This is a genomic window from Rhizobium azibense, from assembly GCF_004342325.1.
Classification (GTDB): Bacteria; Pseudomonadota; Alphaproteobacteria; order Rhizobiales; family Rhizobiaceae; genus Rhizobium; species Rhizobium etli_B.
This window is the reverse complement of record NZ_SMBJ01000006.1, coordinates 273,780-292,908: the sequence shown is the minus strand read 5'-3', so window position 1 is coordinate 292,908 and position 19,129 is coordinate 273,780. Positions and strand designations below refer to the sequence as shown.

The following is a 19,129-nucleotide window of genomic DNA, read 5'->3' as shown; positions in this document are numbered from 1 at the left end:
CCTTCATGCCCGGTCAGACCCGACTTTCGGTCCGCAACATCCGCAAGAGCTTCGGCACTCACGAGGTGTTGCGCGGAATTTCCCTCGATGCACAGGATGGCGATGTGATTTCGCTGCTCGGCGCATCAGGCTCCGGCAAATCGACGTTCCTGCGTTGCATCAACCTTCTCGAGACGGCGACCAGTGGCGAGATCTGGGTCGATGGCGAAGAGATCCACATGGTGCACAAGAACGGAAGAAGCAGGCCCGCGAGCCAGAAGCAGGTCGATCATATCCGCTCCGAACTCGGCATGGTCTTTCAGCAATTTAATCTCTGGTCACATATGACCATCCTGCAGAATGTGATCGAAGGCCCCGTGCATGTCCTCAAACGGCCGCGTGCAGAGTGCATTTCCGAAGCCGAAGCGCTGCTCGAAAAGGTCGGCATCGCCGATAAACGTCATGCCTATCCGGCGCATCTTTCGGGCGGCCAGCAGCAGCGTGCTGCAATCGCGCGCGCGCTTGCGATGAAGCCGAAGGTGATGCTCTTTGACGAGCCGACTTCTGCCCTTGATCCAGAACTCGTCGGTGAGGTACTCCGCGTCATGCGTGCGCTCGCCGAAGAGGGCATGACCATGCTCGTTGTCACGCACGAAATGAGTTTTGCCCGCAACGTCTCTAATCGCGTCATCTTCATGCGCCAAGGGCTTGTGGAAAGCCGTGGCGCTCCGGACGCAATGTTCGGCGGCGGCGCATCGAAAGCCTTCCGCCAGTTCATCGGCGATTTCGGAAGTGGACAATGACCGTCACGATCGGGGAGAGGCTTGGCTGGCGCGACATCGCTGAGGTCGGCGAAGGCGCAGCACTTGCACTGTCGCCGGCTGCAGAGGAACGTATCGCCCACGCTGCCCGTATCGTCGGGTCTATCGTCGATAGCGGGGTGCGGGCCTACGGTATAAATACCGGCGTCGGCGCCCTGTCGGACACGGTCGTTGATCGTAGCTCGCAAAGCCGACTCTCGCGCAATATCGTACTCAGTCACGCATGCGGCGTCGGCTCGCTCCTGGCACCACGCGAGGTGCGGGCCATTATTGCCGCGCAGATCGCCAATTTTGCCCACGGCCACTCAGGCGTGCGGCCGGAAATCGTCAAAAACCTGGCTGCCTTTCTCGAGAGGGATTGCATTCCCGATGTGCCGTCGAAAGGCTCAGCCGGCTATCTCACCCACAATGCCCACAGTGCGCTCGTCTTGATTGGGGAGGGATCTGCGCGCGTCGCCGGTCGTCCGATGCACGGGCGCGACGCGTTGACGGCGATCGGTCTTGCGCCACTCGTCCTCAAGGCCAAAGAAGGGTTGAGCCTTGTCAATGGCACGGCTTGCGCGACCGGCCTTTCGAGCATCGCTCTCGCACGTGCCGCGCGCCTTCTCGATTGGGCCGATGCAATCGCCGCTCTTACCTTGGAAGCTGCCGGCTGCCAGCTGGCAGCATTCGACGAAGCCGTGCTTGCGCTTCGTCCTTCGAGGGGTATCGCGACGGTCGGCGCGTCGATCCGCAATCGCCTTTCGGGCAGTGGGCTTGTTGCGGTCGCCCTCGCAAGGCGTACGCAGGATGCGCTGAGCCTGCGTGCGGTACCGCACGCCCATGGCGGCGCGCGCGACGTATTCGAGCAGTCAGCCGGGATCGTCGACCGGGAGCTCGCGTCCGTCACCGACAATCCGGCGATCTCGGGCACGCCGGACAATCCGATCGTCTCGTCCGAAGCGCATGCCGTTGCTCCGGCACTCGCGCAGGCGATCGACAGCCTTGCAATCGCAATCGCTCAAATCGGCGCGATGAGCGAGCGGCGAATTGATCGGCTTGTCAATCCGCTGGTAAGCGGCCTTCCGCCTTTCCTTGCCAGTGATGCCGGCAGCGATTCCGGCTTCATGATCGCCCAGTATACGGCTGCCGCGCTCAGTAATGAGAACCGCCGTCTTGCTGCTCCCGCCTCGTTGGATGGCGGCCTGACATCGGGTCTGCAGGAGGATTTTCTCGCGCATCCGACAGCTGCTGCAAACAAGCTGCTTACCGTCATCGATAATGCTGAATACATCCTTGCGATCGAACTGATGGCTGCAGCACAGGCCCATGATTTTCTCGAGGCGACAGCGCCGAGGGCGAGGGGCACGGAAGAAATCCATGTTATCGTGCGTGCGCATGTGCAGCACTATGCCGACGACCGCCCGCTTGCTGGGGACGTGGAGACATTGCGCATTTTGCTTCGGGATCGGTCGCCGCCGACGGGTATTTGAAGGGGTTGCCATGATCGCTCGTTTCGACGTCGCTGTGATCGGCCTTGGCGCCATGGGAAGCGCAGCACTTGCATTTCTCGCCGCCCGTGGCGTCAAGGTGATTGGCATCGACGCTTATTTTCCCGCACATGCGATGAGCTCGTCGCATGGCGACAGCCGGCTCATTCGGCTCGGCTATTTCGAGGACCCGTCCTATGTGCCGCTTCTTCAACGTGCCTATCGCAACTGGCGAGCGCTCGAAACCAGCCTAAGGACCGATATCCTGACCATCACCGGCGTGTTGCAGATCGGTTTGCCAGACAGCAAGATCGTGAGCGGCACGCGCACTTCGTGCAGGTTGCACGGCCTTGCCCATGAAGAGCTCGACGCAGCGGAAATGGCGCGCCGCTTTCCCGCGTTTCAGCTCGATGACGATGAGGTTGCCATCTTTGATCCGCAAGGCGGGTATCTGCGACCGGAGACAGCCATCATGGGCTACGTCAAACTTGCGGCCGAAAGCGGAGCGATGATCCATTTTGGCGAGAAGGTCATGGCTCTGGATCCGGGTGACGGGGGTGTGACTATCGCCTCAGCAAATGGCTGCTACCACGCCAGAAAGGTCGTCATCGCGACGGGATCATGGATTGCCGAACTCGTTCCGCGCCTGAAATCACACGCGACACCGATCCGTCAGGTCGTGGCGTGGTATCAGCCAAAGGACGGCTTTGTCGCAGCGCCGCAACGCATGCCATGTTTCCTTCGCGACGAAGGTCGGGAAGGTTCTTATTTTGGCTTCCCTGCGATCGGCGTCGACGGCATGAAGCTCGGCCGCCACGCGCATTTCCGCGAACCGATCGACCCTAACCGACCCAATGCGCCGATCAACGACCGAGATACCGCACTGCTTGATGACTTTGCATCCAGACGTTTGCCTGCCGCCGCCGGACTTCGTGTTCGCGCGGCCTCCTGCCGCTATACAATGTTGCCGAGCGAGGATTTCCTCTTCGACCTTCTGCCCGGGCAGCCAAACATTGTCGTTGCATCGCCCTGTTCCGGACATGGATTCAAATTTACGAGCGTTGTCGGTGAGATTCTGTCTGACCTTGCACTCGATGGTGGCACCGCGTTGGAGATAGGCGCTTTCTCCTTCGACGCCCTCGAAAGACATCGCCATTCGCGATCTCCTGGCGTCAACTAACCTCTGCTGCTGGCGACCGACGACCCAAGCCCTCCATCAGGCGGCGGGGTCATCACGTGTCGCGCCCGCCAGAAGCGTCAATTGCTCCGGTTCGTGCACACCTTGGCGATACAGTTCTATGATGATCGAGGCCAGACGTGCGACCGTTTTATTGTCGGTGATCTCCATCTGAGCACACAGATCATCAAGGACGTCATTGCAGACGGTCAGATCTTCAGACGTAAGCGGCTCGTCGCGGCGATGTCCGAAATGTTCTTCCATATCAGCCGCCTGCGCCGGGAGGTGCATCGTTTTCGAAAACTTCGCGGTACTGAATCATCTGTTTCTCATCGACGTCGATCGACCCTCGCGCAGGTGCCACAAGCCGAATCCCTGGGCCGCCGGAGCCTGAATAGTCGCCGTCGAGGAAGGCAATGCCGGCCGCTTCAAGGGCACGAACGACGGCGACGACGTTGTTAGGCATGCCCTTGATCTGTCCATCGCTTGCCTCCATGCGGCGTAAGGTGGGGGCAGAAACATTGGCGTGCTTTGCAAGTTCGACTTGACCAAGACCCGCCAACACACGCGCCGCTGCCAGCTGTTTGCCGGTGATGTGGTTGATTTCACGCATGGTGGTTCCAGCCGCTTGCCGCCTCTGTTGATGAAGATATATTATCAAGCTGAGCGATTTTGATCAATCAGGATGAAATCCTGCCCCAACACCTATAATCCACAAGCTCTTCGTCCGCTGGGCTCACTGGTAGAAGCGTCAGTTCTGGCGACGAAGTTGTAGGCGCCAGTCATCCGGGAAAACCGACCGGAAGCGCGGTGCTCGTTGGAACTGGCCGTCGCCGTCGCTATGCCGGTAGGAGGAAGATGCGCGGTTGCGAGTTTGCCTCAGATCGGCGCGGTCACCGACCTGCGCGCGGCGCGATACTCTCAAAATGATGGCGTCCTGATGACGATCGTTGCAGGAACTCATCCGATTGGTCTAGGCCATTACCTCTTGAACGAAAACCGATTAAAACCAATATTTTCCCGGGTGGCGTAGCGGCATCGAGAGAGGAGAAAACATCATGCTTGTGAGTGAGGTGCCTTGGCGGGTTCCGATAACCGTCCGCTTGGAGTGCGGATTTCAGCGGACATTGACGTCAGCCTTTGAGACCCTTGGTTTTCTTGAGAACGAGTGGCCCGAGCGGCGAGGTGAGCGCTACCATCGAGCCGTCAACCAGTGCCGGGGAGCATTGAGCCGGGTCGTCCCCGCAGAGGTGGCACGCGAAGCATTTATCGCAGCCTGCCTGGAGGCCGGCGTCCCGGCAATGGCAGGCACCGTCGCCGCTCTTACACAAGCATCATCGCCGAACCTTGCAATGGGCACATAATGGACGGCCGTCGGCACAAAGCGACGGCAGCATTGGTTTTGAATGGTCGAGGCGCTTTCGGCGCTGTCGCAAAGGTTTTTGTGTAACACCGCATGTGTCTTCCTTGGTGCGAGATCAGGTTGGGAATACGAGATTAGGTCGGCTGCTGGGATGGCCTCTTCTTTGAGCGCGCATGCCAGCTTAGGTAGTGCGATCCAGCCTTTATCTAGACACAGTTGTCGCTTAAAAGTCGGGCATCGAGCTTGCCTGTTAAGCTTTGTTTTGGCGCCACTTCGCGCTCAAGGCGGTCTTTCCTCTCAAAATCGATCATCCGTCGTCGGCAATGGCCGAGCGACTCATCCTGTGCGATTGAAAGGATATCGTCATGAACAGCGGAACTGTTAAATTTTTCAATGCGGCCAAAGGCTTCGGCTTCATTCAGCCAAGCGATGGATCAACGGATGTCTTTGTTCACATTTCTGCGGTTGAGCGCTCCGGCATGTCCGATCTGAGGGAAGGCCAGAAGGTTACCTTTGATATCGTGCGCGACAACAAAAGCGGAAAGAACGCCGCCGAGAACCTTTTCGCTGCGTAACCATCCAACCTGATCGGCCACTGACCCGGATTTCCTGGACCGGTCCTTTATCAACTATTGAGGTCGGGTTCGCCCGGCCTTTTTCGATTTTCAATTTTGGAGCTACGAGATGAAGAAAACCAATGCAGATCAACTTCTTCAGCGCGCCAAGCGGCAGGTCGCCAATACGAGCGCCGGCGGGCATCTGGGTGGGACCAATTTCGGACAGGCCTATGACGCTAAGACGTCATCAGTGAAGGCAAAAACCGACAAGGTTCGCCGGAACACCAACGGACGATAAGTCGGCGTCGACCGGAGCAAGAGTGCCCGTTGCCCCAGTGCAGCGGGCATTGTCTTCGCCACAAAGAGCTGACGTTGCCGGCCAGTCGCAGGCCGCCTGTAATTACCAAACGGCCAGATACTTCAGGAGCGAAACAATACCGATGATTATCACGATGATCTGCACGATCTGTCGCATGCGGGCATCGATCGGCAGTCGCTGAACCAAGTATAAGACGAGAATGATCACGAGAAACGTGATCAAAATTCCGATTATCACTGACGCACCCATTTATCCTCACTCCTGCAGATGAAAGCCTTTGGACAACAGGCGTTTAACTAACGGATGGCAGGACAAAGGAAAGAGCGGGAATTTTCAGTTCGATTCACTGCTGGTATCGCCGGGGCAGTGAGGTCCCGGCACTCGTCTTTCCTTCTGTTGCCGCATCTGTGCAGCTTCCTCGCCTAGATGGCGTTATCAACGATAACCAGCGCGCGTCCCTGCGAGCAGGTCTCGATACGGGCTGCGACTTTATAGATGTCGCGGAGCATTTCGGGGGTGATGACGGCCGATGTATCGCCGCTGATCGCCATGGAACCGTCGGCAATGACAATCGTATTTTGACAGTAGCGAAGGGCGTGGTTGAGATCATGGAGCGCAACCAGAACGATCATGCCCTTGCGCGCTGCCAGGTCGGAAATGAAGGTCAGGACATCCACCTGGCGATGCAGGTCGAGCGCGGAAGTCGGCTCGTCCATGAGGAGGACCTCGGGTCGGCGCACGAGCGCCTGTGCCAGCGATACCAGCTGCCGCTGCCCGCCAGAAAGCTCCCCGAGCTCTCGAAATGCGAGATCCTCGATCCGCAGTGCCTTCAAGATGGCGTCGATTTCGGCGAGCTCATCGTCGTGAACGCGCCAGCCGCTGCCCTGTTTGGCAGACAGCAGGATCGATTCGTAGACCGTCAGAACGGCGTTGGCGCCGGTATCTTGCGGCATGTAGCAGATCGTTCTCGGTCCTCGCGCCGTGCCGGAGAGTTCAACGAGCCCCGGCCCGGAGATCAACGAGGCGATGCGTTTGAACAACGTCGATTTGCCTGCCGCGTTGGGGCCGATCACCGCCGTTACACTGCCGCTCCGGAGCATGTCCGTGCTGACACTGGAAAGCACCGTCCTGCGGCCGTAAGCGGCCCCCACGTCCTGAAGCGCAAGACCTACCATGCGCGTCTCCGGTTGCTGAATATAAGAACGAAGAAGAAAGGAACGCCGACGAGCGCCGTGATCACGCCTATTGGAAGGATGGCGCCAGGAATGAGCATCTTGCTGACGACGGATGTCGTCGACAACAGAAGCGCCCCGCAGATGACGGCTCCTGGCAGGAAGAAGCGTTGGTCCTCTCCGACCAGCATACGGGCGATATGCGGTCCGACAAGCCCGACGAAGCCGATGGTGCCGACGAAGGAGACGGGGATTGCAGCAAGCAGGCTGACGATCATCATCGTCTGCAGTCGCAGGCGGCGGACATTGACACCCATGCTGGCAGCCTTGTCGTCACCGAGGCGAAGAGCAGTCAGCGCCCAGGCGTCCTTCATGAACAGCGGCACGGTGACGAGAAGCACCGCCCCGGTGAAATAGACCTTGGCCCAGGTGGCTTTCGTCAGGCTGCCCATGGTCCAAAAGACGACTGCCGCGAGCGCCTGTTCGGAAGCCAGATATTCGAGGAGGGAGAGGGCTGCGTTGAACGTGAAGACCAGGGCAATGCCGAGCAGCACGATTGTTTCGACGCTGACACCGCGCATCGTGGAGGCGAAGTGGATGAAGAGTGCTGCGACCATCGCCATGATAAAGGCGTTCAGCGGCACCACGTATTCGATGGCGCCGGGAAACAGGGAGACGCCGCCAACGAGTGCGAGTGCTGCGCCGAAGCTGGCGGCCGCCGAAATGCCAAGCGTAAAAGGGCTCGCCAACGGATTGGAAAGGATCGTCTGCATCTGGGCCCCGGCGACCGAAAGCGATGCGCCGACCGTGATCGCCATCAGCGCAATGGGCATGCGAATATCCCAGATCACGACCCTCAGCTGGTTTGCAACTTCACCGGGACCGAAGATCGCCGAGATAACCTCCGTCAGGCTGTAGCGGGCCGGCCCAAGTGCCATGTCTGCTGCGACATTCAGGCACAGCGCGCCAACCAGCCCGGTTAGGATCAGGATCCTGCGCGTTGCTAGAGCACGATATCGCTCGCGTCCCGCCGGCGTAACGAGGAGCTGGGTTGCCTCAGCCATCAGTTTGATCCCTGTTCCAGCGATACGAAATAGCCAGGCTTGAAGGTCACGGGAAGAAACCTCTCATGGAATTCCTTGAATGTCTGATCGGGATCGAGATCAGCAAAGAGCTCGGGGTGAAGCCATCTGGCAAATTGCTGGATCGGGTAGAACTCATATGGCGCGCCATAAAACTGATGCCACGCGGCGTGAACTCGTCCACTCCTCACAGCCTTTAGGGCCGGAAAGGGTGTGCGCGTCATCAGTTTTGCGAGCCTGTCGCGGGCAAGCGACATATCCGCATCGCGGCCGACGGGCACGAACTGGTTGATGTCGGATTCGGCTGCCCAGTTCGAGCCGGTGACAATCACATGTTCGGGGTCGGACACGACAAGCTGTTCGGGGTTGAGATCGCCGAATGTCGTGGCAATGACATCTGATGCGATATTATGGCCACCGGCTTCTTCCACCATAGCGCCGAAATTGACCGGTCCGAAGGTGCGGCAACAGTTGTTTTCCCCCGAAATACCGGGCGCCCGCTCGATAAAGACGTTCGGGCGTTTCAGGTCCTTGATCGTTGCGAGCCTGTCGGTCACGCGGGCGATCTGCGCGCGCCGATAAGTAATAAATTCCTTGGCCCGCTCTTCGGCGCCGAAAAGGCGGCCGAGCAGTTCGATCGATGGCTCGGTGTTGCGAACCGGATCGAGGCGAAAATCGAGATAGACGATCTTCACACCGGCGGCGGCGGCCTTTTCCTCAAAGCCGCTTTCCGTCGCGGACTTTTGCGCCTCCAGATTGAGGGTGATGACATCGGGCGAGAGCGCAACTGCCGCTTCGAGGCTGAATTCACCTTGGGGCAGATAACCGAAACGTGGCAGGTCGGCAATCTGCGGAAAAGCCTCGACATAGGCTGTGTAGCTGTCTGGGTCCTTCTTGATCAGATCATCGCGCCAGCCAACAATCTGATCGAAAGTCTTATCACCCTTAAGGGCGGCGATGACGTGGATCTGCCGTGCCTCGCCAACGATGACGCGTTTTGCTGGCAGGTCGATCTTGAGCGTGCGGCCCGCAGCATCCGTGATCTCGGCAGCCGTCGCGGTCGTCGCAACCAGGCCAATCAGAATGGCGGCGATGTGTCGGATGGCAGAAAACCGCATGAGAGGCTCCTTCTCGACGCAAAGGTCGCGCGCCGGTGACAGCAATGGTCGGGCCGACGGTTCTTGCCGTCGGCCCAGGTTAACTCACTCGTCCTTCAGGGAGACGAAATATCCCGGCTTGTAGTCGAGCGGCAGGAAGCGGGCATGCAATTCCTTGAAGGTCGCCTCAGGATCGAGGTCGGCAAAAAGGTCCGGATGGAGCCACTTCGCGATCTCCTGGATGGCGACGAACTGGTAGGGGTTGTTGTAGAACTGGTGCCAGATTGCATGAACGTTATGATCGGCCACCGCCTTGACTCCGGTAAAGGCCGGGCGCTTGGTCAGGGCTTCGAGTTTGTGGTGAGCTTTCTCGAGATCTGCGCCATAGCCGACCCCAACCCAGGCCCCGCCGGGCACATATTTGTCCCAGTTGCCGCCGGTGACGATGATCTGGTCCGGATTGGAGGCAATGATCTGCTCGGGATTGACCGTTCCGAACGTGCCGGGGATGATGTCCTTGGCCATGTTGATGCCGCCGGCAATTTCGACCATCTTGCCGAAATTTTCGTTGCCGAAGGACATGCAGCAATCCTCGGAATAACCTCCAGCGCGCTCGACGAAGACGACAGGCTTCGGCGGGTTGGCCTTTTGCAGCACGTCGGTCACGCGTTTGATGCTGTCGGCGCGGAATTTGATGAAATCTTCCGCGATCGCTTCCTTATCCATCAGCTTGCCCATGATACGCATGCTGGGCTCGGTGTTTTCCATCGGCTTTTCGCGAAAGTCGACATAGACAAGCGGAATGCCGACTTTACCGAGCTTTTCGATGTATCCGGCTTCTTCGGTTGCGGTTTTCGCGTCGATGTTCATCAAGATCACGTCGGGCTTCAGCGCGACGGCTTGTTCGATATCGAAGGTGCCGTCCTTCATGCCGCCAAAGGTCGGCAGCTTGGCGATATCGGGATACTTCGCAAGATAGGCGTCGTAGGATTCAGGGTCTGCCTTTGGCAGGTCGTCGCGCCACCCGACGACGTGCTTAAAGGGGGCTTCCTTATCCAGTGCTGCCAGAAAATAGATCTGTCTGCCCTCGCCGAGGATCATGTGTTTGACCGGGGCGTTCACCTCGACCTCGCGCCCGGTCACGTCCCTCACGGTGATCTTGTCGGCAAAAGCCGGCCAGACGGCGGTAACGACAAGGCCCATTGCAAGAACGGCCGCTTTGCCTGTAATGCGCATTAGATTCACTCCGTGGAAAACTGAAATGCCCTCTATTATTTTATGAGTGTTATCGTCAAGTTCTATCTATTAGAACGATTTCAAACTGGGACTGGCTGGCATGACGGTAATGGACGGGCAAGGGGCGGGCGGCGAGAATTATGGGCTTCGTGACGAGATCAAGGCCTATTGGTCGGCCAGGGCGGAGTCCTTCGACCAGTCGCCGGGCCATGAGATTTTCACCGAGACGGAGCGCAGCGCCTGGCATCGGTTGATTGTAAAGCATCTTGGTGCGGGACAGGGCAGGCGTGCGCTCGACCTGGCGAGCGGCACGGGTGTGATTTCGCATCTCATGGACGATCTCGGTTTCGAGGTGACCGGTCTCGACTGGGCCGAGCCGATGCTCGAACGCGCCCGTGCCAAAGCAAAGAGCCGGGGCCGCATGATCCGTTTCCGCATGGCTGATGTCGAAAACACCACCGAATTGGATGACACTTACGACGTCATCGTGACCCGCCATCTGGTGTGGACCCTCATTGATCCCGAAAAAGCATTTGCGGAATGGATGCGTGTGTTGAAGCCTGGCGGAACGCTGCTGATCGTCGATGGCGATTTCGTCAGTGCCAATTTCGCCGAGCGGCTGGTGAAGCGTCTCATGAAATTGCTTGAAGGCGGCGGACTCTTGAAAGCGGATCCGGGCCATGCGCCCGGTATGGCAGAGATCCATAGCAGGATCCTGTCGCGGGTCTATTTCTCAAAGGGCGCGCGGGCCGACAAGGTCGCCGCACTTCTGCACAATGCCGGTTTCGAACACGTCCAGATCGATGATGACCTGCGCGAAGTACACAAAGCGCAGGCCAGCCACTGGAACTATTTCAAGGCGCTTTCCAGAGGCCTCCAGCACCGCTACGCGATCAGTGCGTGCAAACCTCGCTAGGACTTGATGGGATCGCGCCGCTGCCTCATTGCAATCGTTCTGCGACCGATCAATGGCATAGACGCGACAGCCTCGGCGCATCCCGCTACTTGACTGTCCATCGCGCTGGCCCGCGTCGAGTGCCGTTGGGTTCGGTGGTTCGTCGCTGACGCGTTTCAGTTTTTCTGCTTTCGGCCGGCAATGGCGACTTCCGCGCCGGCGCGCGCGCCTCTCGTCGCGCCAGGCCGTTTGAAACTGCCCCGAAAATCAGGATCCGTTCTCCTGCAGATGATTGCTGCAGCCGAGAGATTGGCAACGAGTGCCAGCGTCAGAAAACCCAGCCTGCGAGGTACGAGCTCCGACGGGGCAGGGGCCGTGCGAGCCCCTGGGTTCGAATGTATAACTTGCCGTTGTATTTTGTAACGACCTAATCGCCCGTAGATATATAGTAATCGGTCTTTCGGAGGATGGAATACATTTTTTGGATACTTCAATGTTATTTAAGATTTGTAGTGAATTTTACTTATATATCAAATGCCATGCGCCTGGCTACGTTCAGACCGGAACATACGGATGAGGAAAATGACCCGCTTTGGAATTGGAACACGCTTGGGGATCGGCTTCGGTTTCCTTCTTCTCCTGATGCTGGCGCTGACCCAGTATTCGGTGACCGAGGTCAACTTCATCAATAGCGATCTTGGCCAGGTCAACGACGTCAACAGCGTCAAGCAGCGCTTTGCCATCAATTTCCGTGGCAGCGTGCACGACCGGGCTATTGCAATCCGGGATGTTACCCTGGTCGAAGCAACTGCAGACCGGCAGGCAGCAGTGGAACTGATCGCTAAACTGGCCGAGGCCTATGCCGTCAACGAGAAAAAAATGGCGCAGATGGTGTCTTCGCCGGCGGGCGCTTCGGCCGAGGAAAGGACAATCCTTGCTGAGATTGCCGACATCCAATCGAAAACCAACCCGCTCGTTGTCCAGATCATCAATCTGCAGGTAAAAGGCGATGGGGCGCAGGCAAAGAAAATCCTGCTTGAACAGGCCCGCCCGCTGTTCGTCGCTTGGCTCGGCGCAATCAACAAATTCATTGATTACCAGGAGGCCCTGAACCAGAAGGTCGGCGACGACGTTCGTCAATCCGTCAATGGTTTCCAGACTTTGGCGTTCGGGTCGCTGGCTGTCGCCATGCTGTTGGCGATTGTCGCGGCCTTTGTCGCAAGTCGCTCGATTACGAGACCGATCGCAAAGCTGCAATCGGCACTGCGGCATATGGCCAGCGGAGGAGGGGTCGGAGCCGATTCTACGCTCGATACCCGCCGGGACGAGATCGGGGATCTCGCGCGCGCCGTCGGCGCGGTGCGCGACGCGCTCAGTGCACAGGCTACGCACCGGGCTGAGGTCGACGCAAGACGCGCCGCTGCAGAACGCGAGCAGCTCGAAGGCGCTGCCAGGGAGCGTGAGGCTGCCGCAACTGAAACCAACGATGCCGTTGCCCAATTAGGTCAGGCACTTGAGGCAATGGCCGATGGCGATCTCGCCTTCCGCCTCGTGCGGCCATTCGGTCCGGCGCTCGACACGCTGCGCATAAACTTCAACAATTCCGCCGACAAGTTGCAGTCGTCCCTGAAGGCAATCGGCGGCAACGCCCTCTCGATCGACGCTGGTGCAGCCGAAATCAGCACGGCCTCCAACGACCTTGCACGCCGCACGGAGCAGCAGGCTGCTTCCCTCGAAGAAACCGCAGCCGCGCTCGACGAGATTACAACAACGGTTAACGGCTCGACCGCACGCGCTGAAGAGGCGCGCACGGTTGTCGCCAAAACCCGGCAGAATGCCGAGCGATCGGGCGACGTCGTCAAGCGCGCCGTCCTTGCGATGGGACAAATCGAAACTTCCTCCAGCGAAATCAACAATATCATCAGCGTCATCGACGAAATCGCATTTCAGACAAATCTCTTGGCGCTCAATGCCGGCGTTGAAGCGGCCCGTGCGGGCGAGGCCGGCAAGGGTTTTGCCGTGGTGGCACAGGAAGTGCGCGAACTGGCGCAGCGCTCCGCCAGGGCCGCCAAGGAAATCAAGCAATTGATCCACACATCCGCCGAACAGGTGCGCTCCGGCGTGGCGCTCGTTGACGAAACAGGCAAGGCACTGACGGAAATCGTTCTGGAAGTGCAGGAGATCAACCGCCACGTCGATTCGATTGTTGAATCGGCAAAAGAGCAGTCGACGGCCCTTCGAGAAATCAACAATGCCGTCAATGCGATGGATCAATCGACCCAGCAGAACGCCGCCATGGTCGAGGAGACGTCGGCCGCCGGACAAAAACTGGCAGCTGAAGCAGCAGCGCTTTCAGCACAGCTGGCAAAGTTCCGTTTCGACGGCGCAAAGTCGGTCACCGTCCGTCAAGCGGCCCCCGCCTCTCTGTCGAGGCCTTCTGCACCTGCAGCCATGATCCGTAAGATTTCATCAGCCTTCACCGGTGGAAGGTCCCAAGCCGCGGTTGCGGCGTCGTCGGATTGGGAGGAATTCTAATCCTCTCTTGTTTCCGGAAGTGATATTCAAAGGCCCGCACTTTCGCGGGCCTTTTCATTGTGCCCCAGGCATGGCGCGTGGTGTGAGAGCACGTTTGACCGCGTGTCCGCAGGCGGCCGAGCTGCTGCTATGCGTATACCGCTTGACGCCCGCGATGGCGAGCCGCCGCGGCTCAAGCGCTTCGCAGCTATGGTGCCAACGAAGGTGCCCAGCTTTTGACGGCCGCTGCCATGCTTGCCAGATGATCGGCCAATGAGAATCCCGATATTTTCTTTCTCGGCGTCAGATCATGATCGCCGTCTTCAAGCCAAACGAGGTCAATTTTGTTGGACAGGTTGTAGTTTTGGACCTCCCGCCGAGTTCCGAACACGTCTCGTGTTCCCTGGACAATCAGCGCCGGCGTCTTTAGCGTTTCGAGATGCTTTGTGCGCAGCTCTTCGGGCTTGCCCGGCGGGTGGAACGGATAGCCGAGGCAAAGGAGCCCGGCGACCTTTCCTTTGGCGAAGAGATCGTCGGCAATCATGCTGGCAACGCGGCCGCCCATCGATTTTCCACCGATGATCAAACGATTGCGGACGCCGAAACGCTCGACCGCAGCACCATATTCGCCAATAAGCCTGTCGGCGCGCGGCGGCGGCTTGCGGCCCTTGGAGGTCCGCCTTGCCGCCATATAGGCAAATTCGAACCTGGCGACGCGAAAGCCAATGGCGGCCAGCGCTTCGGCCGCAGCCGTCATCGACGTCGCATCCATCGCCCCGCCGGCGCCATGAGCAAGCAGGATCGTAAACTCTGCGTCGTCGGGGCCATTTATCAAAAAGCCATGTCGCATCACGCAATTCATAAGGGGTCTTCCGTTCTTTGTCAGCACACCGATGGCAATTTAGGCCAGCGACGGGGTGGCTCTTTCCAATCACGAAACCTGCTCGATGAGCCGGAGACCCTGCCGACGTTGCTTAAGACACCGTAAGCCCCGGACGCTGTTCGCAACCAGGCTGACGACGTCCGTCCTTCCAATCCGGCAATGGAACTCGCTTCGAGATTGAACAAATTCGTCGATACGACGAGTTCACCATTTACTTCCGCAGCATTTGCGCCGCATATTAGAATATTAGAAAATAATTGGTAAAGGTATTCGAACAACACGACAATTGCGCTCGAATGCCTTGCAAAACGGGTAAGGGAGGAGCTCTCATGAGGCGAATTATGTTGCTTGCGGCATCGACCGCTGCAGTGTCGCTCGCTGTCTCATTTGCTTTCGCGCAATCTGGCAGCGTTGAAAAGGCAGTAGGCGGATACAACTTCGATGAGGCCGCAAAGGAAGCAGCCGGCACGAAGGATTTTCATTCAGCCGACGGCCATCTGACCTTTGCAATTGTAACCCACACGGCTGGCAACGGGTTCTTCGATCCGGTCTATGTCGGCGCGACGGTTGCCGGCAATCTGATCGGCGCCAAGGTCCTGTTGCTCGGTTCGGAATCACCGACCGACGACCCCGCTCGCGAGATCGAAATCCTGAACCAGATCGTGCAGGATCCGACGATCGACGGGCTGATCATGACAACGCCGCAGGCTGGCGCCTACAACGACATCGTCAAAGCCGCCGAAGCGAAGGGTATCCCGATTGCCACCACAAACTCCTTCGATGGGACCATTCTCAACCGCAGCAAGATCAGCCATACCGGCCAGGACGCGTCTGCTGCGGCAATTGCCGGCGAGGCACTCGTCAAGTGCTTGGCAGACAAAGGCATCGACAAGGGGTCGATCGTGCTGCCCTCGTCGACTGCGATGGGCAACATCGAGGTGAACAATCGAGTGACATCGGCTTTCAACGCGATCGTCAAAGGACTTAAGGATGCAGGCAAGCTGGAGAACTTCAAGGTCGATGCAGGACCCGAGAACACCGGCATCGACACCAATCCGAATGATCCGGTGAACGGTATCGTGACGTTGTTTGAATCGCGCGGCGACGTTGTTGGCGCCTTCGCCGGTAACAACGTATTCACGCCGGCCCTTGCCAAGGCCGTCGCCCAGACCGGCATGACCGGCAAGATCTGCGCCTATGGATTCGACCTCGGGCCGGCCCAGCAGGATGCGTTGAACAGCGGCGACTTGACCGGCGCGCTTGGTCAGCAGCCATTCTTGCAGGGCTTCTGGCCGGTCATGCAGCTCTATCTGCAGATCGATCGTGGAATCGCGGCCGCCAATCTCGACACGCGCGCCCAGCTCGTGACCAAGGACACTGTCGGAAATGTTGGCAAGCGCTTCGAGAATTGACGTCGCGCAGGGCTCAACAATCACTGCGGGAGAGGGATCTCTGCCTGCAGCATGCCAAAGCCGGATAGAACAAGCTTATGGAGCCTAACGCGACCCGGCACGAGCGCGCACCATCCCAACTGATCGGCGGCTGGGAGGCGGGGCTTGTGAGCCTGCTCGTGCTTCTCTATCTCGGCGGCGCTATCGTCAATCCCGCCTTCTTTGGATCGGCGGAGGCGTTCCATGCCCTGCTTCGCGATACCTCCCGGGTGGCCATCATTGCAGTCGGGATGACCTTCGTCATTGTCAACAAGGATCTCGATCTCTCGGTCGGCTCAACCTATGGCCTGATTGCGGTCGTCTTTGCCCGGCTGTTCGCATCCAACGTTCTCGACCTCAATGTCCTGACAGCGATAATACTCTGTTTGACGTTAGGTGTTGTGATCGGTCTCGCGAACGGCCTGCTTGTCACCGTTCTGAAAGTGCCCGCATTCATTGCCACACTGACTGTTCTGTTTATAGGCCGCGGCTTCGTACTCGCACTCACGCATGGCCAGGCAATCTATTATCCCGGCAAGGCGAAAGAATATCCGTTGTTCTTCCACCTCGGTGAAACAAATGTTTTCGGCTTCAACAACCAGATTGCGATCTTCGCCGTCGTCGCGGTGATCGGCGCCCTTGTGTTGGCCAAGACGCGGTGGGGCTACGAGACATTCGCCACGGGCGGAAATGAGCAGGCCGCTGTTTATGCCGGCATACCGACGAACTGGGTGCGTATACGGGCCTACCTGATCTCCTCTCTTTGCGCGACGCTCGCCGGCCTGATGTCCGCCGCGCAGGATAAGGGAGTGACGCCCCTTTACGGTGTGAGCGGCGAGCTGACGGTCATCGCCGCAGTCATCATCGGCGGCGCTTCAATCCTCGGCGGCCGTGGCCGCGTGGCCGGCTCATGCCTCGGTGCACTGCTGGTTGTGCTTCTCGACAAGGTGCTGCGCGAGGGCTGGCCGATCACACGCACGGTCAAGATCGGCGACGAGGAAATCACGGTCAACGCGATATTCTCGCTGCCGGTCGGTGCCGTCCCGGTCTTCCTCGGATTCCTTCTTGTCATCGCGGTGCTGATCGAACCCCATCTCATTCGGCGCCAGGTTGCAACGCGCTTCTGGGCGTGGATCTGCGGCAAGCCGCCGCCGCCCGCCTACGAGATCGGCGGTGTCGCGCTGGAGGGCGTTCAGACCAAAGGTGCCATGGCAACGGACACTGCGATGTCGACGACTACCATCGGCAGGTTTGTTGGCCGGCGTGACTCGCTTGCCATCATCCTGGCTGTTTTGCTGTGGTTTACGGGTGTCGCGCTCAGGCCCGACTACTGGTGGAACCTTTCGAACAGCTTTGCGATCCTGCTCAACTATACAGAATTGGCGCTGATCGCGATCGGGCTTACTTATGTCATTGCCGCGGGCGATATCGACCTTTCCGTCGGATCGGTCCTTGCCCTTTCCGGGAGTACGGCTGCCTACTTTTTGAAAGTCCTCGGCGCCGATCCATTCACGGCGATTGCCATGGGCCTTCTTGCGGGAATGGCCGCTGGCCTCGTCAATGCCGTCGTGACGGTCGGGTTCAAGTTGCCGGCGTTCATCGCCACACTCGGCATGTACTATATCGCCCGTGGTCTGGCTGCCTGGTTCGTTGCCGGACAGCAATTGGCAGGCTGGCCGGAGGACTACAATCTGCTCGGCCGCAAGGTGAATGACATTCTCCTCCATTTCGGTCTTTCGCTGCCGTCCGGAGTAATGCGTAGCGTGGCGGAAGTCGTCAGTGTTCAGACGATCTGGATGTTTTTCGTCGCCCTGATGGCCGGCGCCGTGCTCGCCTTTACGCCGTTCGGGATGAAAGTCTGTGCCACCGGCGGTAACATCCGCGCCGCTGCCTATGCCGGCATCGATACCAACAGGGTGCGCTTTATCGCACTCATGCTGGCCGCATTATGTGCAGCCATGGCAGGGATCATCAACGTTGCCTATTTTCGGAGCTTCAATCCGGTTGCCGGTCAGTTCCGCGAGCTTGATGCCATCGCTTCAGTCATCATAGGCGGCGGTTCGATCTTCGGAGGCTACGGCACCATGATTGGTGCACTCGCCGGCGCAGCCGTGATTACACTCGTGCGGGCTCTCATGCAGCTCAACGTCCAGGGATTCACTATGCCGCAGCACTGGATCAACGTCTTCATCGGGCTCATCCTCATCGTCGCGGTCTTGATCGACATATGGGTTCGCCAAGCCAATATTCTCGCACACGTGCTCGCCCGTCTCGCAAGAATGCGCAGGGGTAAGGAAATCGCTCATGGTTGACGTAACACAATCCGAGCCGATCGTGGAAATGCGGAATATCGAAAAAGCCTTCGGTGCGGTGCAGGCCCTCCGCAAGGTGGATCTCGTGCTCTATCCCGGCGAGATACTCGGCCTGGTCGGCGACAACTCGGCTGGCAAATCGACGCTCATGAAGATCCTGACCGGTGCCTATCAGCGCGATGCCGGTGAGATCTTCGTTGCCGGACAGCCGGCGCATTTCAAGAGCCCGCACGAAAGCCGGGATGTCGGCATCGAGATGATCTACCAGGACTTCGCTCTCTGCGGCAACATGGATGTCGGACAGAACATTTTCCTTGGCCGCTGGCCACTCAAAGGTCCCTTCGTCAATCGTAGCAAGATGTATGCCGAAGCTGATAATGTGCTGAAACGGCTCAAGGTCGACGTGAACTCGGTCTATCAGAAGGTCGAAAGCCTGTCGGGTGGCCGCCAGCAATCTGTAGCGATTGCACGCGCGATATCCTTTGGCCCGCGCGTCGTGATCCTAGACGAGCCGACAGCCAATCTTTCCGTGATGGCGACCGAGCGCCTGCTTGAAACCATGCTGGAGTTAAAGAAGCAGGGTGTCGCGCAAATCATCATTTCGCATCGCCTCGTCGACATTTTCGCCGTGGGTGACCGCGTCATGGTGCTGAAGCGCGGCGAGTATGTGGGCGACCGCTACATCAAGAACACAGACGAGCATGAGGTTCTTGAGATCATTGTGTCCGGCACGCGAGAGCTCGCGCTGACGGCCGATGAGGCAAGGCGGACTTGGAAAGGCAAGCTTTGAACTTCCGAGAGAAAAACGGGGCCGAAAGGCGAT

The 19,129-nt window shown here is 58.7% G+C and carries 19 protein-coding genes; 11 read left to right on the top strand and 8 right to left on the bottom strand.

What is annotated here, in order from left to right; genetic code table 11:
• Positions 1-5 precede the first annotated feature (5 nt).
• From EV130_RS17070 to solA, 3 genes are read left to right on the top strand one after another with little or no spacing between them, the layout of a single operon-like run.
• A complete protein-coding gene (locus tag EV130_RS17070) occupies positions 6-782 on the top strand; it encodes an ABC transporter ATP-binding protein (RefSeq protein WP_132660906.1) in 777 nt (258 codons plus the stop codon).
• The gene (locus EV130_RS17065; RefSeq protein WP_132660904.1) at positions 779-2,272 is read left to right on the top strand and encodes an HAL/PAL/TAL family ammonia-lyase; all 1,494 of its coding nucleotides are present in this window, start codon (positions 779-781) and stop codon (positions 2,270-2,272) included. The genes EV130_RS17070 and EV130_RS17065 overlap by 4 nt, the downstream gene beginning before the upstream one ends.
• Positions 2,273-2,282: 10 nt before the next feature.
• Positions 2,283-3,449 (top strand): N-methyl-L-tryptophan oxidase, encoded by a 1,167-nt coding sequence (gene solA, locus EV130_RS17060; protein ID WP_132660902.1) that lies wholly within the window; start codon positions 2,283-2,285, stop codon positions 3,447-3,449.
• Between the two features lie 36 nt (positions 3,450-3,485).
• Here the strand turns inward: solA and EV130_RS17055 are convergent, their stop codons facing one another.
• Together EV130_RS17055 and EV130_RS34245 are read right to left on the bottom strand one after the other, a co-directional pair.
• The gene (locus tag EV130_RS17055) at positions 3,486-3,710 is read right to left on the bottom strand and encodes a hypothetical protein (RefSeq protein ID WP_074064390.1); all 225 of its coding nucleotides are present in this window, start codon (positions 3,708-3,710) and stop codon (positions 3,486-3,488) included.
• Between the two features lies 1 nt (position 3,711).
• Positions 3,712-4,059: a helix-turn-helix domain-containing protein gene (locus EV130_RS34245; protein ID WP_074064391.1), complete on the bottom strand. Its 348-nt coding sequence runs from the start codon at positions 4,057-4,059 to the stop codon at positions 3,712-3,714.
• Positions 4,060-4,504: 445 nt separating this feature from the next.
• Here EV130_RS34245 and EV130_RS17045 point away from each other — a divergent pair, with 445 nt between their 5' ends.
• The 3 genes from EV130_RS17045 (at position 4,505) to EV130_RS32585 (ending at position 5,664) form a co-directional block, all read left to right on the top strand.
• Complete coding sequence (locus EV130_RS17045; protein ID WP_074064392.1) at positions 4,505-4,810, top strand: DUF982 domain-containing protein; 306 nt, start codon at positions 4,505-4,507, stop codon at positions 4,808-4,810.
• Between the two features lie 364 nt (positions 4,811-5,174).
• Entirely contained in the window at positions 5,175-5,384 is a 210-nt protein-coding gene (locus EV130_RS17040) for a cold-shock protein (protein WP_074064393.1), read from the top strand.
• A 109-nt stretch (positions 5,385-5,493) separates the two neighbouring features.
• On the top strand, positions 5,494-5,664 hold the full coding sequence (locus tag EV130_RS32585; protein WP_165918538.1) for a hypothetical protein: 171 nt from the start codon (positions 5,494-5,496) through the stop codon (positions 5,662-5,664).
• 102 nt (positions 5,665-5,766) lie between these two features.
• Here EV130_RS32585 and EV130_RS17035 read toward each other — a convergent pair whose 3' ends face one another.
• The 5 genes from EV130_RS17035 to EV130_RS17015 form a co-directional block, all read right to left on the bottom strand.
• Entirely contained in the window at positions 5,767-5,934 is a 168-nt protein-coding gene (locus EV130_RS17035) for a Thivi_2564 family membrane protein (protein ID WP_022716243.1), read from the bottom strand.
• A gap of 173 nt (positions 5,935-6,107) precedes the next feature.
• Complete coding sequence (locus tag EV130_RS17030; RefSeq protein ID WP_074064394.1) at positions 6,108-6,860, bottom strand: ABC transporter ATP-binding protein; 753 nt, start codon at positions 6,858-6,860, stop codon at positions 6,108-6,110.
• Positions 6,854-7,921, bottom strand: coding sequence for a FecCD family ABC transporter permease (locus EV130_RS17025; RefSeq protein WP_132660900.1), 1,068 nt, complete (start codon positions 7,919-7,921; stop codon positions 6,854-6,856). The genes EV130_RS17030 and EV130_RS17025 overlap by 7 nt, the downstream gene beginning before the upstream one ends.
• A complete protein-coding gene (locus tag EV130_RS17020; RefSeq protein WP_074065635.1) occupies positions 7,921-9,057 on the bottom strand; it encodes an ABC transporter substrate-binding protein in 1,137 nt (378 codons plus the stop codon). Before EV130_RS17020 ends, EV130_RS17025 begins: the two co-directional genes overlap by 1 nt.
• An 84-nt stretch (positions 9,058-9,141) precedes the next feature.
• Positions 9,142-10,272 (bottom strand): ABC transporter substrate-binding protein, encoded by a 1,131-nt coding sequence (locus tag EV130_RS17015; RefSeq protein WP_074064396.1) that lies wholly within the window; start codon positions 10,270-10,272, stop codon positions 9,142-9,144.
• Between the two features lie 100 nt (positions 10,273-10,372).
• Between EV130_RS17015 and EV130_RS17010 the strand changes: the two genes are divergently transcribed.
• Together EV130_RS17010 and EV130_RS17005 are read left to right on the top strand one after the other, a co-directional pair.
• Positions 10,373-11,188, top strand: a complete 816-nt coding sequence (locus tag EV130_RS17010) for a class I SAM-dependent methyltransferase (RefSeq protein WP_425375512.1) — start codon at positions 10,373-10,375, stop codon at positions 11,186-11,188.
• Between the two features lie 552 nt (positions 11,189-11,740).
• A complete protein-coding gene (locus EV130_RS17005; protein ID WP_132550826.1) occupies positions 11,741-13,702 on the top strand; it encodes a HAMP domain-containing methyl-accepting chemotaxis protein in 1,962 nt (653 codons plus the stop codon).
• Between the two features lie 187 nt (positions 13,703-13,889).
• On the opposite strand, the gene EV130_RS17000 is transcribed toward EV130_RS17005, so the two are convergent.
• Positions 13,890-14,531 (bottom strand): alpha/beta hydrolase family protein, encoded by a 642-nt coding sequence (locus tag EV130_RS17000; RefSeq protein WP_074065636.1) that lies wholly within the window; start codon positions 14,529-14,531, stop codon positions 13,890-13,892.
• A gap of 362 nt (positions 14,532-14,893) precedes the next feature.
• On the opposite strand from EV130_RS17000, the gene EV130_RS16995 reads away from it, so the two are divergent.
• From EV130_RS16995 to EV130_RS16985, 3 genes are all read left to right on the top strand, one after another.
• Positions 14,894-15,976, top strand: a complete 1,083-nt coding sequence (locus tag EV130_RS16995) for a substrate-binding domain-containing protein (protein ID WP_132550824.1) — start codon at positions 14,894-14,896, stop codon at positions 15,974-15,976.
• A gap of 77 nt (positions 15,977-16,053) precedes the next feature.
• Positions 16,054-18,306, top strand: a complete 2,253-nt coding sequence (locus tag EV130_RS16990) for an ABC transporter permease (RefSeq protein ID WP_132550822.1) — start codon at positions 16,054-16,056, stop codon at positions 18,304-18,306.
• Positions 18,299-19,096, top strand: coding sequence for an ATP-binding cassette domain-containing protein (locus EV130_RS16985; RefSeq protein ID WP_132550820.1), 798 nt, complete (start codon positions 18,299-18,301; stop codon positions 19,094-19,096). The genes EV130_RS16990 and EV130_RS16985 overlap by 8 nt, the downstream gene beginning before the upstream one ends.
• Positions 19,097-19,129: the final 33 nt, after the last annotated feature.

What these genes read in the sequence shown, in the direction of transcription:
- EV130_RS17070 (WP_132660906.1), top strand. Translation starts at nt 6, where the DNA reads ATGCCCGGTCAGACCCGACTTTCGGTCCGCAACATCCGCAAGAGCTTC.
- EV130_RS17065 (WP_132660904.1), top strand. Translation starts at nt 779, where the DNA reads ATGACCGTCACGATCGGGGAGAGGCTTGGCTGGCGCGACATCGCTGAG.
- solA (WP_132660902.1), top strand. Translation starts at nt 2,283, where the DNA reads ATGATCGCTCGTTTCGACGTCGCTGTGATCGGCCTTGGCGCCATGGGA.
- EV130_RS17055 (WP_074064390.1), bottom strand. Translation starts at nt 3,710, where the DNA reads ATGGAAGAACATTTCGGACATCGCCGCGACGAGCCGCTTACGTCTGAA.
- EV130_RS34245 (WP_074064391.1), bottom strand. Translation starts at nt 4,059, where the DNA reads ATGCGTGAAATCAACCACATCACCGGCAAACAGCTGGCAGCGGCGCGT.
- EV130_RS17045 (WP_074064392.1), top strand. Translation starts at nt 4,505, where the DNA reads ATGCTTGTGAGTGAGGTGCCTTGGCGGGTTCCGATAACCGTCCGCTTG.
- EV130_RS17040 (WP_074064393.1), top strand. Translation starts at nt 5,175, where the DNA reads ATGAACAGCGGAACTGTTAAATTTTTCAATGCGGCCAAAGGCTTCGGC.
- EV130_RS32585 (WP_165918538.1), top strand. Translation starts at nt 5,494, where the DNA reads ATGAAGAAAACCAATGCAGATCAACTTCTTCAGCGCGCCAAGCGGCAG.
- EV130_RS17035 (WP_022716243.1), bottom strand. Translation starts at nt 5,934, where the DNA reads ATGGGTGCGTCAGTGATAATCGGAATTTTGATCACGTTTCTCGTGATC.
- EV130_RS17030 (WP_074064394.1), bottom strand. Translation starts at nt 6,860, where the DNA reads ATGGTAGGTCTTGCGCTTCAGGACGTGGGGGCCGCTTACGGCCGCAGG.
- EV130_RS17025 (WP_132660900.1), bottom strand. Translation starts at nt 7,921, where the DNA reads ATGGCTGAGGCAACCCAGCTCCTCGTTACGCCGGCGGGACGCGAGCGA.
- EV130_RS17020 (WP_074065635.1), bottom strand. Translation starts at nt 9,057, where the DNA reads ATGCGGTTTTCTGCCATCCGACACATCGCCGCCATTCTGATTGGCCTG.
- EV130_RS17015 (WP_074064396.1), bottom strand. Translation starts at nt 10,272, where the DNA reads ATGCGCATTACAGGCAAAGCGGCCGTTCTTGCAATGGGCCTTGTCGTT.
- EV130_RS17010 (WP_425375512.1), top strand. Translation starts at nt 10,373, where the DNA reads ATGACGGTAATGGACGGGCAAGGGGCGGGCGGCGAGAATTATGGGCTT.
- EV130_RS17005 (WP_132550826.1), top strand. Translation starts at nt 11,741, where the DNA reads ATGAGGAAAATGACCCGCTTTGGAATTGGAACACGCTTGGGGATCGGC.
- EV130_RS17000 (WP_074065636.1), bottom strand. Translation starts at nt 14,531, where the DNA reads ATGCGACATGGCTTTTTGATAAATGGCCCCGACGACGCAGAGTTTACG.
- EV130_RS16995 (WP_132550824.1), top strand. Translation starts at nt 14,894, where the DNA reads ATGAGGCGAATTATGTTGCTTGCGGCATCGACCGCTGCAGTGTCGCTC.
- EV130_RS16990 (WP_132550822.1), top strand. Translation starts at nt 16,054, where the DNA reads ATGGAGCCTAACGCGACCCGGCACGAGCGCGCACCATCCCAACTGATC.
- EV130_RS16985 (WP_132550820.1), top strand. Translation starts at nt 18,299, where the DNA reads ATGGTTGACGTAACACAATCCGAGCCGATCGTGGAAATGCGGAATATC.